The sequence below is a fragment of the Providencia sp. PROV252 genome, from assembly GCF_033676005.1.
Classification (GTDB): domain Bacteria; phylum Pseudomonadota; class Gammaproteobacteria; order Enterobacterales; family Enterobacteriaceae; genus Providencia; species Providencia vermicola.
Map to the genome: position 1 here is coordinate 1,213,118 of NZ_CP096294.1, position 13,781 is coordinate 1,226,898.

14 protein-coding genes are annotated in these 13,781 nt (G+C 38.3%); 10 read left to right on the forward strand and 4 right to left on the reverse strand.

Going from position 1 to position 13,781, the window contains the following annotated elements; all coding sequences use genetic code 11:
• Positions 1 to 7: 7 nt before the first annotated feature.
• The 7 genes from M1F05_RS05325 (at position 8) to M1F05_RS05355 (ending at position 7,067) form a co-directional block, all read left to right on the forward strand.
• Entirely contained in the window at positions 8 to 940 is a 933-nt protein-coding gene (locus M1F05_RS05325; protein ID WP_206085353.1) for a ribokinase, read from the forward strand.
• 94 nt (positions 941 to 1,034) lie between these two features.
• The gene (locus tag M1F05_RS05330; RefSeq protein ID WP_206085354.1) at positions 1,035 to 2,003 is read left to right on the forward strand and encodes a substrate-binding domain-containing protein; all 969 of its coding nucleotides are present in this window, start codon (positions 1,035 to 1,037) and stop codon (positions 2,001 to 2,003) included.
• A gap of 78 nt (positions 2,004 to 2,081) precedes the next feature.
• The gene (locus tag M1F05_RS05335; protein WP_206085355.1) at positions 2,082 to 3,596 is read left to right on the forward strand and encodes a sugar ABC transporter ATP-binding protein; all 1,515 of its coding nucleotides are present in this window, start codon (positions 2,082 to 2,084) and stop codon (positions 3,594 to 3,596) included.
• A gap of 179 nt (positions 3,597 to 3,775) precedes the next feature.
• Positions 3,776 to 4,654, forward strand: coding sequence for an ABC transporter permease (locus M1F05_RS05340; protein WP_375084316.1), 879 nt, complete (start codon positions 3,776 to 3,778; stop codon positions 4,652 to 4,654).
• A gap of 84 nt (positions 4,655 to 4,738) precedes the next feature.
• A complete protein-coding gene (locus tag M1F05_RS05345; RefSeq protein ID WP_206085357.1) occupies positions 4,739 to 5,503 on the forward strand; it encodes an SDR family oxidoreductase in 765 nt (254 codons plus the stop codon).
• Positions 5,504 to 5,727: 224 nt separating this feature from the next.
• A complete protein-coding gene (gene dusC / locus M1F05_RS05350; RefSeq protein ID WP_206085358.1) occupies positions 5,728 to 6,669 on the forward strand; it encodes a tRNA dihydrouridine(16) synthase DusC in 942 nt (313 codons plus the stop codon).
• 149 nt (positions 6,670 to 6,818) lie between these two features.
• Positions 6,819 to 7,067 (forward strand): GlsB/YeaQ/YmgE family stress response membrane protein, encoded by a 249-nt coding sequence (locus M1F05_RS05355; RefSeq protein ID WP_004256598.1) that lies wholly within the window; start codon positions 6,819 to 6,821, stop codon positions 7,065 to 7,067.
• A gap of 75 nt (positions 7,068 to 7,142) precedes the next feature.
• On the opposite strand, the gene sseA is transcribed toward M1F05_RS05355, so the two are convergent.
• Both sseA and M1F05_RS05365 read right to left on the reverse strand, forming a co-directional pair.
• Complete coding sequence (gene sseA, locus M1F05_RS05360; protein WP_206085359.1) at positions 7,143 to 7,982, reverse strand: 3-mercaptopyruvate sulfurtransferase; 840 nt, start codon at positions 7,980 to 7,982, stop codon at positions 7,143 to 7,145.
• A 37-nt stretch (positions 7,983 to 8,019) separates the two neighbouring features.
• Positions 8,020 to 8,181 carry a hypothetical protein gene (locus M1F05_RS05365; RefSeq protein ID WP_206085360.1) on the reverse strand — a complete coding sequence of 54 codons (162 nt, stop codon included), beginning with the start codon at positions 8,179 to 8,181 and terminating at the stop codon, positions 8,020 to 8,022.
• 240 nt (positions 8,182 to 8,421) lie between these two features.
• Between M1F05_RS05365 and dinG the strand changes: the two genes are divergently transcribed.
• Complete coding sequence (gene dinG / locus M1F05_RS05370; protein WP_206085361.1) at positions 8,422 to 10,539, forward strand: ATP-dependent DNA helicase DinG; 2,118 nt, start codon at positions 8,422 to 8,424, stop codon at positions 10,537 to 10,539.
• Positions 10,540 to 10,629: 90 nt separating this feature from the next.
• On the opposite strand, the gene dps is transcribed toward dinG, so the two are convergent.
• A complete protein-coding gene (gene dps, locus M1F05_RS05375) occupies positions 10,630 to 11,133 on the reverse strand; it encodes a DNA starvation/stationary phase protection protein Dps (RefSeq protein WP_206085362.1) in 504 nt (167 codons plus the stop codon).
• A 334-nt stretch (positions 11,134 to 11,467) separates the two neighbouring features.
• Positions 11,468 to 12,355 carry a threonine/homoserine exporter RhtA gene (gene rhtA, locus M1F05_RS05380; RefSeq protein WP_206085363.1) on the reverse strand — a complete coding sequence of 296 codons (888 nt, stop codon included), beginning with the start codon at positions 12,353 to 12,355 and terminating at the stop codon, positions 11,468 to 11,470.
• A 339-nt stretch (positions 12,356 to 12,694) separates the two neighbouring features.
• On the opposite strand from rhtA, the gene M1F05_RS05385 reads away from it, so the two are divergent.
• Positions 12,695 to 13,270 (forward strand): TIGR00730 family Rossman fold protein, encoded by a 576-nt coding sequence (locus M1F05_RS05385; RefSeq protein WP_206085364.1) that lies wholly within the window; start codon positions 12,695 to 12,697, stop codon positions 13,268 to 13,270.
• Between the two features lie 25 nt (positions 13,271 to 13,295).
• Positions 13,296 to 13,754, forward strand: a complete 459-nt coding sequence (locus M1F05_RS05390) for a GNAT family N-acetyltransferase (protein ID WP_206085365.1) — start codon at positions 13,296 to 13,298, stop codon at positions 13,752 to 13,754.
• Positions 13,755 to 13,781: the final 27 nt, after the last annotated feature.

Sequence of the window (13,781 nt, forward strand, 5' to 3'; positions counted from 1 at the left end):
ATTAATTATGGCAGGAAAAGTATGTGTATTTGGCTCGTTTAACTTTGATATGGTTGCCAGAGTATCTCGTTTCCCATTTCCAGGTGAATCACTTGTCGCAAACAGCAGTATGACAAGTGCAGGTGGAAAAGGAGCAAACCAAGCAACGGCGGCTTTAAAATCAGGTGCAAATGTCCATTATATCGGAAAAATAGGTGAGGACGCTTTTGGGCAATATGCACGTAGGCATCTAAAGTCAGTTGGTTTTAATGCCGTTACCTTATTGGTAACGAATGAAATTTCAACTGGAAATTCACTCGTTTATGTCGCTGAACGTGATGGTGATGCTGAAAATATGATAGCCGTTGACCCCGGCGCAAATATGACAGTGACAGACGATGAAATCACCCAATGTGAGCCAACAATTTCTTGTGCTGATGTTGTATTAGTGCAATTAGAAAATAATTTACAAGCTATTGAGCGCGTGATTGCTATTGGCAAGGCGAATAATGCTTTTGTCATTTTAAACCCAGCGCCTTGGCAACCAGTGACGAGTGAGATGTTACAACAGGTTGATTTAATTACACCTAATTCAACAGAGGCATGGCTAATTACAGGGTGCAAAGTGGAAGACTATGAAAGTGCGAGCCAAGCTGCTGACTTAATCCACGCTAAAGGATGTAAAAACGTCATTATCACAATGGGTTCGCTTGGCGCATTGTTATCTGATGATGAAGGGAAAATGATTATTCCGTGTTTCCCTTCACAACCTATTGATACGACTGGTGCTGGAGATGCATTTAATGGTGCGTTAGCGGCGAGATTAGCAATGGGAGATTCAATCCGTTTTGCGACCCGTTTTGCATCTGCCTATGCGGCTGTGAGTGTTGAAAAGCTAGGGGCTGGCACGTTACCTGATTTATCTGAAGTAGAAGAAAGGTTACTCGCTCAGTCTATTTAATCAATTAAATTTAATAATAAAGGCATTAGGAAAATTTAGTTACATAGTTATCAAAATAATAGAAAGCACCATCCCTACATATAAGGTAAATATAATGAAAGCTATTAATAAATTATTGCTTTGTACTATTGTTGTCTCTGCATTTTCAACAGGTTTAGCTAATGCTGAAGATAAAATAAAAATTGGTTTTGCGAATAGAACATTAAATGGCGCATTTTTTAATGGGCTTGATCAATACATGCAAAAGCATGCTAAAGAAAAAGGTTATGAAATAATCACGACAGATGCACGCGGGGATTTAAATAAGCAAATCTCAGATGTAGAGGATATGTTATCTCAAGGAATTAATTATTTAGTTTTAAATCCACAAGATCCAGAAGCAGGTATTCGTATTACGAATATGGCAAAAAATAAAGGTATTCCAACCATTATTTTAGACAGTGATATTCCACTAAGTGCTCCTGTCATAACACGTGTTCAGGCTGATAACGGAAAAAACAATGTCTTAATGGGAGAGTATGCAGTTGATTTATTTGGTAAAAATCCAATGAACTGTGTCTTTATCAGTGGGAATCAAGGTAATTTAGTCGGTGAAGCTCGTCGAGCAAACTTTGTTCGTGGTGTGATGGAAGCGCAACTTAGAAAATATAACCAAACAAATCTAACAGTGTTAAGCCAAGGTTGGGGAAATTGGGACCAGCAAGGTGGTCTTAAAGCGATGGAAGATTTGCTCGTTGCACAGGGAGATAAAATTAACTGCGTTTATACCGAATCTGATGAAATGGTCTTAGGTGCAGTTTTATCTTTGAAAGCCGCAAACAAATTAGATAACGTGAAAATTTTCTCGAATGATGGATATAAAAAAGCACTTGAAGCGATTTCACGTGGTGAATTGCAAGCAACATCTTCAAATAACCCAGATACACTAACATCTGCTGTTATCGATGTTATTGCTAAGCATAAAGCAGGCCAAACAGAATTCCCTGATTATTCTTACATCACGCCAGTTGTCATTAATAAAGATAATGTTAAGAAATATTATGATGAAAAAGCACTGTATTAATTAAGTGCGTGAGGTGCGGTAATAGAATACCGCACCTCTAAAAATCTATCATAGTTAATAAAGCAAAAGGTATTTATGATGGAAGAATATGCAATTGTGACAAAGGGTGTGAAAAAAAGTTTTGGTGGGGTTCATGCCTTAAAAGATATTAACCTTAAAGTTAAGCGGGGTGATATACATGCAATTGTAGGTGAGAATGGAGCCGGAAAATCAACATTAATGAAAATTCTATCTGGCATATATACAAAAGATAGTGGGCAAGTTTTTATTAATGGTGAAGAAGTGAACTTCACGACACCAAAGCAAAGCAGACAACATAAAATTGGTATTATTTACCAAGAACTTGCTATTTCACCTGAGCTAACTGTCGCCGAAAATATTTTTCTGGGGGACCTTGGTTTTGGGAAAGCGACTATAAACCGAAAATTATTAAATAAACGTGCTAGTCATGTTTTAAAAAATTTAGGTTTTGATATTGATCCCACCGTTAAGGCTAAAACACTGAGTGTTGCATATCAACAAATGGTTGAAATAGCGAAGTCATTGGCTCGAGATGTTAATATTTTAATCTTAGATGAGCCTTCAGCTGTATTATCTGAGCGTGAAATTAATATTTTATTTAGCCAATTGAAATTTTTAAAGGCACAAGGTGTCACTATTTTATATATTTCCCATCGGTTAGAAGAAATATTTAGAATTGGGGATGCAATTACGGTTATTAAAGATGGGGAAACGACGAAAGAACTGGATCCTAAAACGTGTACAGAGGACGATATTATTACAGGTATGGTGGGGCGAAGTTTTGAAAATCTATACCCAGTTAAAAATACGCCAAGTAATGAGATTGCTTTGCAGGTTGAAAATTTATCCACTAAAAGCTTACTTAATAATATTAATCTTTATGTTAAAAAAGGTGAAATTGTAGGCCTAGCTGGGCTCGTCGGTTCAGGACGCACGGAAATTGCAAGATGCTTATTTGGCATCGATAAAATAATGTCGGGTAGAATCATTAAAGATAATAAAGAAATTATTATTCACCACCCAAGTGATGCAATGAGCAAAGGTATTGGATTAGTTCCAGAAGATAGAAAAATTCAAGGCGCAATTTTATCTAGACCTATTCGTGAAAACATTAGTTTGACAAAGTTACGCTCTATTTGCCAATTAAAAGGTGTTATTCGGGTTAGTAAAGAACGGGCATTAGCGAGCATCTTTAAAGATAAGTTAAAAATTAAATTTAACAATATGGATGACCCAATTTCGAGTTTAAGTGGTGGGAACCAACAAAAAGTCGTTATTGCCAAATGGCTAAATACAAACTGTGATGTATTAATCTTAGATGAACCCACTCGAGGTGTTGATGTTGGCGCTAAAGTTGAAATTTATCACTTAATTAATGAATTAGCGCAAAAAGATTTTTCAGTAATTGTTATTTCATCGGAAATGATTGAAGTCATTTCGCTTTCTCATCGTGTTTACGTTATGAGTGAAGGGCGAATTACCGCTGAGTTACAAGAAAATGAACTATCAGAAGAAAATATCATGCGTCACGCTATTGTCAAACATGAAAAAACAGCTGCAATGGCAAATTAACTCATTTTTAAATGTAGCGCTGTAATCTAAGTTACAGATAAAAATAAAAAGGATACACCATGGAAACACTAGAAAACTCAAATTTGAGTGTGGAAAATAAATCGAACAATCAACCATCTTTATTAAGAAAAATAGCAAAGTTGATCGGCGAGAATTCAACACTACTTGTTTTTATTATCATGCTTGTTGTTGCGGGTTTTTTATCAGATCGGTTTTATAGTGCCGATAATATTACTAACGTATTAAGGCAAAGCGTTCCTCTCGGGCTAGCTACACTAGGTATGCTATTTGTTATTTTAACAGGGGGAATTGATCTATCCGTTGGTGCAATTATGGCCTTAGTTTCTGTGGTTGTTGCATTAATGATCCCTGATATTGGTCTATGGCCCGCATTAGCCGTTGGTATTATTATGGCAACCATTATTGGTGCTTTTGCAGGTATTTTAGTGACCTGGTTTAATATCGCACCATTTATTGCCACATTAGCAATGATGACAATTGCTCGGGGCTTAGGGTTGATAATATCAAAAGGACAGCCTGTATTTATTGATGACCCTGCATTAATCGAATTTGGTACTGGTTATTTATTTGGGATTCCTTTACCTGTTTACGTATTTGGTATCTTTATTTTACTAGCTCAATTTTTATATAAGCATACGGTATTTGGTCGTTTAGTGGTTTCAATTGGTTCAAATGAAACGGCAACACGCTTTGCAGGTATTCGAGTTAATTATTACAAGTTAGCTGTTTATGCACTAAGTGGGTTAGCCTGTGGGATTGCAGGAATTTTAGCCACAACAAGGACAGGTGTTGGTTCTCCAGTATTAGCGGTTGGTTTTGAATTAGATGTTATTGCAGCGGTAGTTGTGGGTGGTGCAAGTTTAGCGGGTGGTCGAGGCACTGTTATTAACACGATTATTGGCGTTTTAATTTTAAGTATTATTTCTAATTTGATGAACCTGATGAATATCTCTGGTTATAACCAACAAGTGGTTAAGGGCATCATTATTATTATTGCTGTGATGCTGGAAAGTATTAAATCAAAAGTAAAATTGTAAGAACAATAGGTAGTGAGCTAATAAATAGAGCTTATTTCCTGTAAAAAAACAAGCAAATAATTATCCATTATGGAGAGTGCGATTATGAGTAGTGATATTTTTTCTTTAAAGGGGAAAGTTGCCATTGTCACTGGTGGTAAGCAAGGTATTGGAAAAGTTGTTGCACAATATTTAGCGAATGCAGGTGCAGATATTGCTATTTTTGATCTTGCTGATGCCAGTGATATCGCTGAGCAATTAGAAAAAAATTATCATATCAAAGCAAAAGCCTACCGCTGCAATGTGGTAGACCCTGAAAATGTGAAGGCGTGCATTGAGTCCGTTGGAATTGATTTTGGTACCTTAGATTTATTATTTAATAATGCAGGGATTTGCTTGCATAAACCGGCAGTTGATTGCGCCCCTGACGAGTGGCGTAAAATTGTTGATGTGAATTTAAATGGTGTTTTCTTTGTTGCTCAAGCATTTGCTCGTTATCTGATTAAAAATGATAAACCAGGTAGTATTGTGAACACAGCATCGATGTCTGGGACTATCGTGAATATTCCACAAGAGCAAGCGTCCTATAATGCATCAAAAGCGGCTGTCGTGCATTTAACCAAATCTTTAGCAGTTGAATGGAGCCAGCTTGGTATTCGCGTTAATTCAATTAGCCCTGGCTATATTCGAACTGAAATGACGGCGACGGTAAGACAAGATTGGCAGGATGAATGGGTTAAAATGATCCCATTTAAACGAATGGGGACACCTGAAGAGCTTGCTGGTGCTGTCATTTATTTATTATCTGACGCTGCAAGTTATACCTCTGGTGCTGATTTAATAATCGATGGTTGTTTTACTATCGTTTAATTGTTCATATTTTGAATGAAAAACACCTCAGTAAGTTATACTTATTGAGGTGTTTTTTTGTCATTGCAAAGCATGCTCATTTTTATACTTATTTAGCCAAGAAAATGTATTATAGTCAGCTCAAATTCGTGCCTTTATTTTCCATGTGAACATATTGAGCTATCCCATGGCCAATATGGCCTGTAAAAATTGATTTTTACCTTTGTTGTTTTTGTGAGCCATTTATGCGTGTTTTATTAGCTCCTATGGAAGGAGTTTTAGACCCCCTTGTTCGCTCTTTATTAACTGCGGTCAATGATTATGACCTTTGCATCAGTGAATTTGTGCGAGTTGTTGATACGTTATTACCAGCAAAAACATTTTATCGTTTATGCCCTGAACTCAAATATCAAAGTCGAACATTATCGGGAACCCTTGTGCGCGTTCAAATACTTGGCCAGCACCCACAATGGTTAGCTGAAAATGCTTATCGAGCCATTGAATTAGGGTCATGGGGGGTTGATTTAAATTGTGGTTGTCCTTCAAAAACAGTTAATGGTCACGGTGGTGGTGCAACGTTATTAAAGCAGCCAGATTTAATTTACCAGGCAGCAAAAGCGATGCGTGAAGCTGTACCAAAAGAACTCCCAGTGTCAGTTAAAGTGCGTTTAGGTTGGGATAGTATTTCATTCGCTCATGAAATTGCGGATGCTGTTCAACAAGCTGGGGCAACAGAACTAACGATTCATGGACGTACAAAAGAAGATGGTTATAAAGCCGAACGTATTAACTGGCAAGCTATTGGTGAAATTCGCCATCGATTATCAATTCCAGTAATAGCGAATGGTGAAATCTGGGATTATGACAGTGCTCAGCGTTGTCTTGAAGTAACAGGCTGCGATGCTGTTATGATTGGCCGAGGTGCACTTAATACCCCAAACCTTAGCCGTGTCATTAAATATAATGAAATTAAGATGCCTTGGGAGCAGGTTGAATCTCTACTACTGAAATACACGGAACTCGAAAAGTTAGGTGATACAGGTCATTACCATGCTGCTCGGATTAAACAATGGTTGGGTTATTTACGCAAAGAATACCAAGAAGCCGATGAATTATTTTCACAGGTTAGGGCGTTGAAAAATGCAGAACAAATTGCAGCGGTAATTATGCGAGTTGTTAACCATTAATTGTAAACAATCCTGTTTAGTTACTATTTTTATTTGCGAATTTCGCTTATAAGGTCTTTACTTAAACTATATGGTAGGTATATCTAATACCTATGATTGCATGCTTTTTTAGCTACTGTTAAATAAAACCTAGTCTTGGGAGGCTTTAAATGGGCGTGATTGCGTGGATTATTTTTGGTTTGATAGCTGGTGTTTTAGCTAAGTGGTTGATGCCTGGCACTTATCATATGGGGTTCATTATGACGACGGTGCTAGGGATTGTTGGGGCAGTCGTTGGTGGTTATATCAGCACGTTTTTTGGCAAAGGTAAGGTTGATGGTTTTAACTTTGGTAGCTTTGTCGTTGCGGTGATTGGTGCCATTGTTGTGCTATTTTTAGCAGGGATATTTGCAAAATAGTCCTTATAGACCAAAAAACTTTCTTAAATAAGCCACTTAAGTATGAGTGGCTTATTTATTATATAAGCTAAAAAATCAAGGTTCTATTGGTAAGCCATTATCTTGGCCCCATTCTGCCCATGAGCCGTCATATAGACGTATATTATCGTTACCTAATAGTGTTAACGCCATAAGAACGACAGCGGCTGTCATTCCTGAGCCACAAGTAGTTATTGATGGAGCTTGAATGTCTACGCCTTGCTCTGCAAAGATAGCTTTTAGGTCTTCAGGGGATTTAAATTCGCCATTCGCAACTAACAAGTCCCATGGAACATTTTTACTTCCTGGAATGTGCCCCATGCGTAAACCTGGGCGAGGTTCTGGTGCCTGTGCTAAGAAGCGGGGGGCTGCTCGAGCATCAATAATTTGTATTTGACCTTCGTTAACAACATCAAGAACTTGCTGTTGGTTTAACGCGTTTGTATCTTTACGGGATGCTTTAAATTGCTTGCGTGTAGGAGGTGTCACTTCACCCGATTGTGTTGCAAAGCCTTCAGCTTTCCAAGCTTCGATGCCTCCAGCAAGGATTTTTACGTTTTTGCATCCCATTGTTGTAAATGTCCACCAAGCGCGTGGTGATGAAAATAAATTATTCTGTGAATAAATAATAACTTGAGTGTCATTATCAATTCCCATTGAACCAACTGCTTGGCTAAAGACTTCTGAACTTGGCAGCATATGCGGTAGGTCGCAAGTTTTATCGGCGATTTCATCTTGGTGGAAAAATTGCGCGTTTGGAATATGCTCTTCTAAATAGTGCTGTCGGCAATCATAAGGGGCAGTTGGTGGTGGAGATGAAGCATCAAGTACAATGATATTGCCATCAGATAGGTGTGTATTAAGCCATTGAGGGGTTACAAAATAATCGTTGTACATAAGTTATCTCCGTCCTGGGTTGATAAACCACTTTATACTATTGAACTTGGTTTGGTGCAGGCAGTAATGATGGTGATTGTGGTTGCCCCTGTTCTATCGGGGTTGTGGAGCGAGTGTAGATATTCATCCCTGCAAGGACGATGCCGCCTACGGAACCAAAAGCGCATAATGCGCAAAGTGCGATAACAACCTTTTTCATTTTTTATAGCCTGCGTAGAAATAAGAACCCAAAGTATAACTGGATGAGTGTTGCAAACAAGTTAAAAGCGATTTTTTCTGCCTCTGAGTTGGTGTTTTGCAAAAGGCTTCCCAATTTTTATGTATAATGGGTTTTAATACAGTAGTTTTGCGAAGCGGTTGGCAAAAGTTATTTTTCGTGTTTCCCTGCCGTTGTGGTTTTCGTTACCTTACATCTCACATTTGGTCATCAACGTAATTTATGTCCCTATCAAACAAAATTAAAGAGCAAATAACCCAGTGGTATAAAGGGTTGTCATCACAAATTGATGGGTTTGTTTCCCGAGCGCCGCAGCGCCAAATGATAGCGGAAGTCGCTAAAAACTTAGCGGATGACGGTGGACGTCATTTAGTTATCGAAGCGCCCACTGGGGTAGGAAAAACGCTTTCTTATTTAATTCCAGGTATTGCAGTGGGTAGGGAAGAAGGGAAAACGCTCGTTGTTAGTACAGCGAATGTGGCATTGCAGGATCAAATTTTTAGTAAAGATTTGCCGTTACTGAGCAAAATTATCCCAGATTTAAAATTTACGGGTGCATTTGGGCGTGCACGTTATGTTTGCCCGAGAAATTTAGAGGCTATTTGTGCCGCAGAAGGCGAACAAATTGATTTAATGTTACTGGTGGAAGATAAAACGGAGATAGCCAATAGCGAAGAGCGGGCAATTTGTCAGCAATTACGTAATGACTTCAATTCCTTTATATGGGACGGTTTACGGGATCACCACAAACGGGCTTTTCCAGACAGCTTGTGGCGTAAAGTTAGCACGGACAAAATGAATTGCTTAGGTCGTAATTGCCAGTTCTATCAACGATGCCCATTTTTTATTGCAAGGCGTGAAATTGAAGATGCTGATGTCGTCGTGGCTAATCATGCTCTAGTGATGGCGGCGATGGAAAGCGAATCGGTGTTACCTGATCCTAAAAAATTACTATTAGTTTTGGATGAGGGGCACCATGTACCCGATGTAGCACGTGATGCTTTAGAGGTTGAAGGTGAAATCACATTAGTGCAATTGAATGCGCAAGTGGATAATTTTATGAGTCATGTGGGGCAATATTTAGCGCAGTTTCGGCCAGTGAAGCCCCCTAAATTGGCCAACCCAGACAAGTTACAACAGCATGCTGAAAAGCTGCGTGAGGCATTTCGTGATTTTTCTTTATTAGCAAATGCAGTATTGCCTGAAACTTCAAAAGAAAGTGAGTATCTTTTCCCGCTAGGTGTATTGCCTGAGGCAATGCAACAGTGTTGCCAAGACCTTTTTAAGCAAACAGATGCATTAAAAGGTTTAGCGGAATCAATATTGAATGATTTGACGGAGCAAACTGCAAAACAAGACATCGTACGTTTACACCGTTCTATATTAACAACGAGTAGAGCGATGGGCTATTTTGAGAATATGGCAAAACTTTGGCGATTAGCCGCGCTTGAACAAAGTTCAGGCGCGCCAGTTTCGAAATGGTTAAGTCGCCGCTATGAAAAGAATCAGTCGCGTATTTTTATGCATTGCGCGGGCATTCGAGTGAGTGAACAACTACAACATCTATTGTGGCGTAATGTGCCTCATATTGTCATTACATCAGCAACACTTCGCTCCTTAAATAGTTATTCAAGGTTTATGGAATTAACGGGGTTATCGGAAAAAAATGATGACCACTTTGTGACGTTGTCTTCGCCTTTTAATCATGTTGAGCAAGGGAAAATTATTATTCCTCAAATGGAATATGAGCCCACAATAACCACTGAATCGCAACATCTTTCTGAAATGGCAGCATTTTTTCGTGAGCAATTCACCCAAGGTAAGCACCGTGGTGTTTTGGTGTTATTTAGTAGCCAAAGGGCAATGGAAGGGTTTCTTGAACATGTAAAAGACTTTCGCTTGCAATTGTTAGTTCAAGGAGATCAGCCACGTTATCGTTTGGTTGAAACTCACTGTGAAAGAATTAGCAAGGGGCAAGCAAGTGCGTTGGTTGGTTTACAGTCCTTCGCAGAAGGGCTTGATTTAAAAGGTGAGTATTTAACACAGGTGCATATTCATAAAATTGCATTTCCGCCTGTGACCAATCCAGTTATCGTGACTGAAGGGGATTGGTTAAAATCGTTAAAACGCTATCCGTTTGAGGTGCAAAGCTTGCCAAGTGCTTCATTTAATTTAATTCAGCAAGCAGGGCGTTTAATCCGTAGTCATGAATGTTACGGTGAAATTATTATCTATGATAAACGCTTACTGACAAAAAATTATGGTAAACGTTTATTAAATGCTTTACCTGTTTTCCCAATAGAACAACCTGAAATGCCTAAGGTAATAAATAAAAAGTAGAAAGCATTAAATATGTATTAGGTTATAAACAGTAAAAGGCCACAATTAAGTGGCCTTCAGGTCAATTATAATTGACTCTATGGTATGACATTACTCAATATTTGCTTCTAAAAACCAAAGGAATTTATCCATATCACGAGATGCAGCGGTAAACATATCTGCAGTATCTTCATCCTCGACTTCATCAATAGCTTTACGAATATCATTTGCGACAACAGCATAACGGTCTGCGAGCGCTTTTAAATGGTCTTGTACGCTGTGGATATTAATTGGGTAAGCTTCTAATGAAGTAAAGCGGTTAACTTCTTGTGTTGTCCCAATCGCGACTCCTCCTAATTGGACAGCACGCTCTGCAAACTCGTCTAAATGTTCAACTAAAGTGGTTCTAAAACCATCTAACATTTCATGGACAGCAATGAAATTGCGACCACGCATATTCCAGTGAGCTTGTTTTGTCATTAAAGAGAGATCCGTAAAGTGAACAACCATAACATTTAAAATGCCAATGGTTTCTAATTTTACGCTATCTTCCAAGTCGTTACGTGTATATAAAAGTTCAGTTGAAGATGTTTTAAATAATTTAGCTGTGCTCATGGTTCATCCTCTTTTTAAATATTGAAACTGGTTGATAACCTCATCTGTTAATAAATATAAAGTAATCAGTTTAATTTGTCATAGTGTAATAAACGATTAATTTAATAGGCCGATTCGATATGTTTTATTCTACTTGATTTTATTGTGGCTGCTAGGGATTTATTATTTTTTGCAATAAGTGCGATAGGTCAAGGTTATATTAATTTAAAACAATTTTAATAAATAAATATGACAAGAAAATGAAATGTTAATGGCAAGATAACAGGTTAATAAACCGAATGAATAAGTTTATTAACCTAATTAATGCTTCAAAAAACAAGATATTATTTGTTTTTTATGAGACTTCTTCAATTTTTGATTTCGGTGAGGCTGTGGATGTTGACCCGATAGAGGCACAAACAATACACAGCAGAGCCAGCCATTGGGTTAATGTCAGGTGCTCTTGCAAGAAAACAATACCGAGGAATGCGCCCATGCATGGCTCTAGGCTCATTAATGTGCCAAACGTTTTTGCTGGTAGGCGTGTTAAGGCAATCATTTCAAGGGTATAAGGAAATGCTGTCGATAAGATGGCAACGGCTAAAGCGAGGGGTAAAATTGCTGGGTCAAACATCACCTCAAAGCCTGTCTGCATAAGTCCGATAGGGAAGAAAATCAGAGCAGATATAAAGGAACCAACTGCCACGGTTGCTGCGCCGTAACCAGCACCTGCACGTTGGCCAAATATAATGTAAATTCCCCAACATACGCCAGCCCCTAGCGCATAAATAGCGCCGAGTGGGTCGATGGAATTAATGTTATCACCGATAGGTAGCAAAAAGAGTAACCCAGCAATAACCAGCCCAATCCACAAAAAATCGATAGGTCTGCGAGAAGAAAACATCGCAACCGCTAATGGGCCTGTAAATTCCAGTGCGACAGCAATCCCAAGAGGGATGCGCTCAAGTGATAGATAAAATAGGTAATTCATTGTTCCGAGAGATAGCCCATACGTTAACAATGGAACCAATGAGCTTCTTCTAAACTTCAAGCGCCAAGGTTTAAAAATAACAAACAAGATGATGGTGGCCAGCAATAAGCGTAAGCCTGTTACACCTGGAGCGCCGATAAGAGGAAATAGTGTTTTAGCTAAAGAAGCGCCACTTTGAATTGAGGTCATTGCTAGCAATAATAACCCTATTGGTAATAGTGGAAATGCGCTCTTTTTGGTATCGGCAGACATAAATAATAAAACCTCAGAAAAACGTCACTAAGTCAGTAAACACGCGATAACAGTGATTCGTGTTAAATAAAAATTAAAATATTACAATGAAAAATAATTTCACAGGATTATCGCATAAAATAAGACTGCTTTATATTTGTTTATTACCTTATAGCACTCGCTGATGGGGGATAAAATGTGATATAGGGAAATCGATATTGGTTTAGTGAAATAGCAATGGTATAAAAAGAGATTAATAGGGTTTTATTATGGCAAATAATCTGGGTTGAGCTTCTTTAACGCTCCCGTATAATCCTTTTTTTACCAAAAAGTCATAATAAAATGAAAAACGAGGACGTAATGGGAACAATTAAAAGTATTGCAGTATATTGTGGTTCTAGCATGGGTAAACATGAAATCTACCAGCAAAAAGCCATTGAGTTTGCTAAAGAGATGGTCAAGCGTGATATTGCATTAGTATATGGTGGTGCCAGTGTCGGTATCATGGGGACAATCGCAGATACTGTTTTATCGTTAGGTGGAAAGGCAATAGGTGTTATACCGTCATTGCTCGAAGAGCGTGAAATTTCACATAAGAACCTGACTGAACTGTATAAAGTTGAAACAATGCATCAGCGAAAAAATAAAATGATTGAGCTGGCGGATGCTTTTGTTGCTTTACCAGGCGGATATGGCACGTTAGAAGAATATGCGGAAGTGTTTACATGGAGTCAAATTGGCCTGCATACCAAGCCTTGTGCGTTGTTTAATATCAATAATTATTGGCAGCCATTAATTGATATGACAAATAAAATGGCGGATGAAGGTTTTTTACACGAAAAGTATCGTCATATGGCGATTGTCAACGATTCACCAGCAGCGTTAATTGATAGTTTTGAATCTTATATTGCACCACCAGTAAAAACATACGATTAAACTGCGTAAAAATAATGGGAAAATGATGATAAGAGAAGCTACACGTGATGATTTAAATGCTGTTTTATCCCTCTATCAAACCTTGTTTACGGAAATGGCCTTACTTGACTCTGAGCGTATGAAGCCTGCAGAACAATCACAAGAATTTATTGAAAATGCTATTGTTGATGATAAGTTTCATCTATTAGTCGCGGAATTTGAAGGCGAAGTTAAAGGGTTTTGTATTGCCGAGCACCAATCTGCGGCTCCCTATAATTGTATGGTTCCACGGGATTTTGCCTACGTTTTTGATTTGATTGTTTCCCCAGATTCTCGTGGTGAGAAAACAGGGCATCAATTACTTGATGGTATGAAAAATTGGGCGAAAAACAAGCAGTTTAGCCACTTGGAGCTATCGGTGTTAGCACAAAACCATAATGCGATTCGTTTTTATGAGCGTGAAGGTCTATCTGAAATTACTCGCACCATGGGCATTAAGTTATAATTTACCTCATGTCGGCCGAATACGGCC

Bases quoted from the DNA above. Each gene is read 5' to 3' on its own strand.
- M1F05_RS05325 (WP_206085353.1), top strand. From the start codon at position 8: ATGGCAGGAAAAGTATGTGTATTTGGCTCGTTTAACTTTGATATGGTT.
- M1F05_RS05330 (WP_206085354.1), top strand. From the start codon at position 1,035: ATGAAAGCTATTAATAAATTATTGCTTTGTACTATTGTTGTCTCTGCA.
- M1F05_RS05335 (WP_206085355.1), top strand. From the start codon at position 2,082: ATGGAAGAATATGCAATTGTGACAAAGGGTGTGAAAAAAAGTTTTGGT.
- M1F05_RS05340 (WP_375084316.1), top strand. From the start codon at position 3,776: ATGCTTGTTGTTGCGGGTTTTTTATCAGATCGGTTTTATAGTGCCGAT.
- M1F05_RS05345 (WP_206085357.1), top strand. From the start codon at position 4,739: ATGAGTAGTGATATTTTTTCTTTAAAGGGGAAAGTTGCCATTGTCACT.
- dusC (WP_206085358.1), top strand. From the start codon at position 5,728: ATGCGTGTTTTATTAGCTCCTATGGAAGGAGTTTTAGACCCCCTTGTT.
- M1F05_RS05355 (WP_004256598.1), top strand. From the start codon at position 6,819: ATGGGCGTGATTGCGTGGATTATTTTTGGTTTGATAGCTGGTGTTTTA.
- sseA (WP_206085359.1), bottom strand. From the start codon at position 7,982: ATGTACAACGATTATTTTGTAACCCCTCAATGGCTTAATACACACCTA.
- M1F05_RS05365 (WP_206085360.1), bottom strand. From the start codon at position 8,181: ATGAAAAAGGTTGTTATCGCACTTTGCGCATTATGCGCTTTTGGTTCC.
- dinG (WP_206085361.1), top strand. From the start codon at position 8,422: ATGTCCCTATCAAACAAAATTAAAGAGCAAATAACCCAGTGGTATAAA.
- dps (WP_206085362.1), bottom strand. From the start codon at position 11,133: ATGAGCACAGCTAAATTATTTAAAACATCTTCAACTGAACTTTTATAT.
- rhtA (WP_206085363.1), bottom strand. From the start codon at position 12,355: ATGTCTGCCGATACCAAAAAGAGCGCATTTCCACTATTACCAATAGGG.
- M1F05_RS05385 (WP_206085364.1), top strand. From the start codon at position 12,695: ATGGGAACAATTAAAAGTATTGCAGTATATTGTGGTTCTAGCATGGGT.
- M1F05_RS05390 (WP_206085365.1), top strand. From the start codon at position 13,296: ATGATAAGAGAAGCTACACGTGATGATTTAAATGCTGTTTTATCCCTC.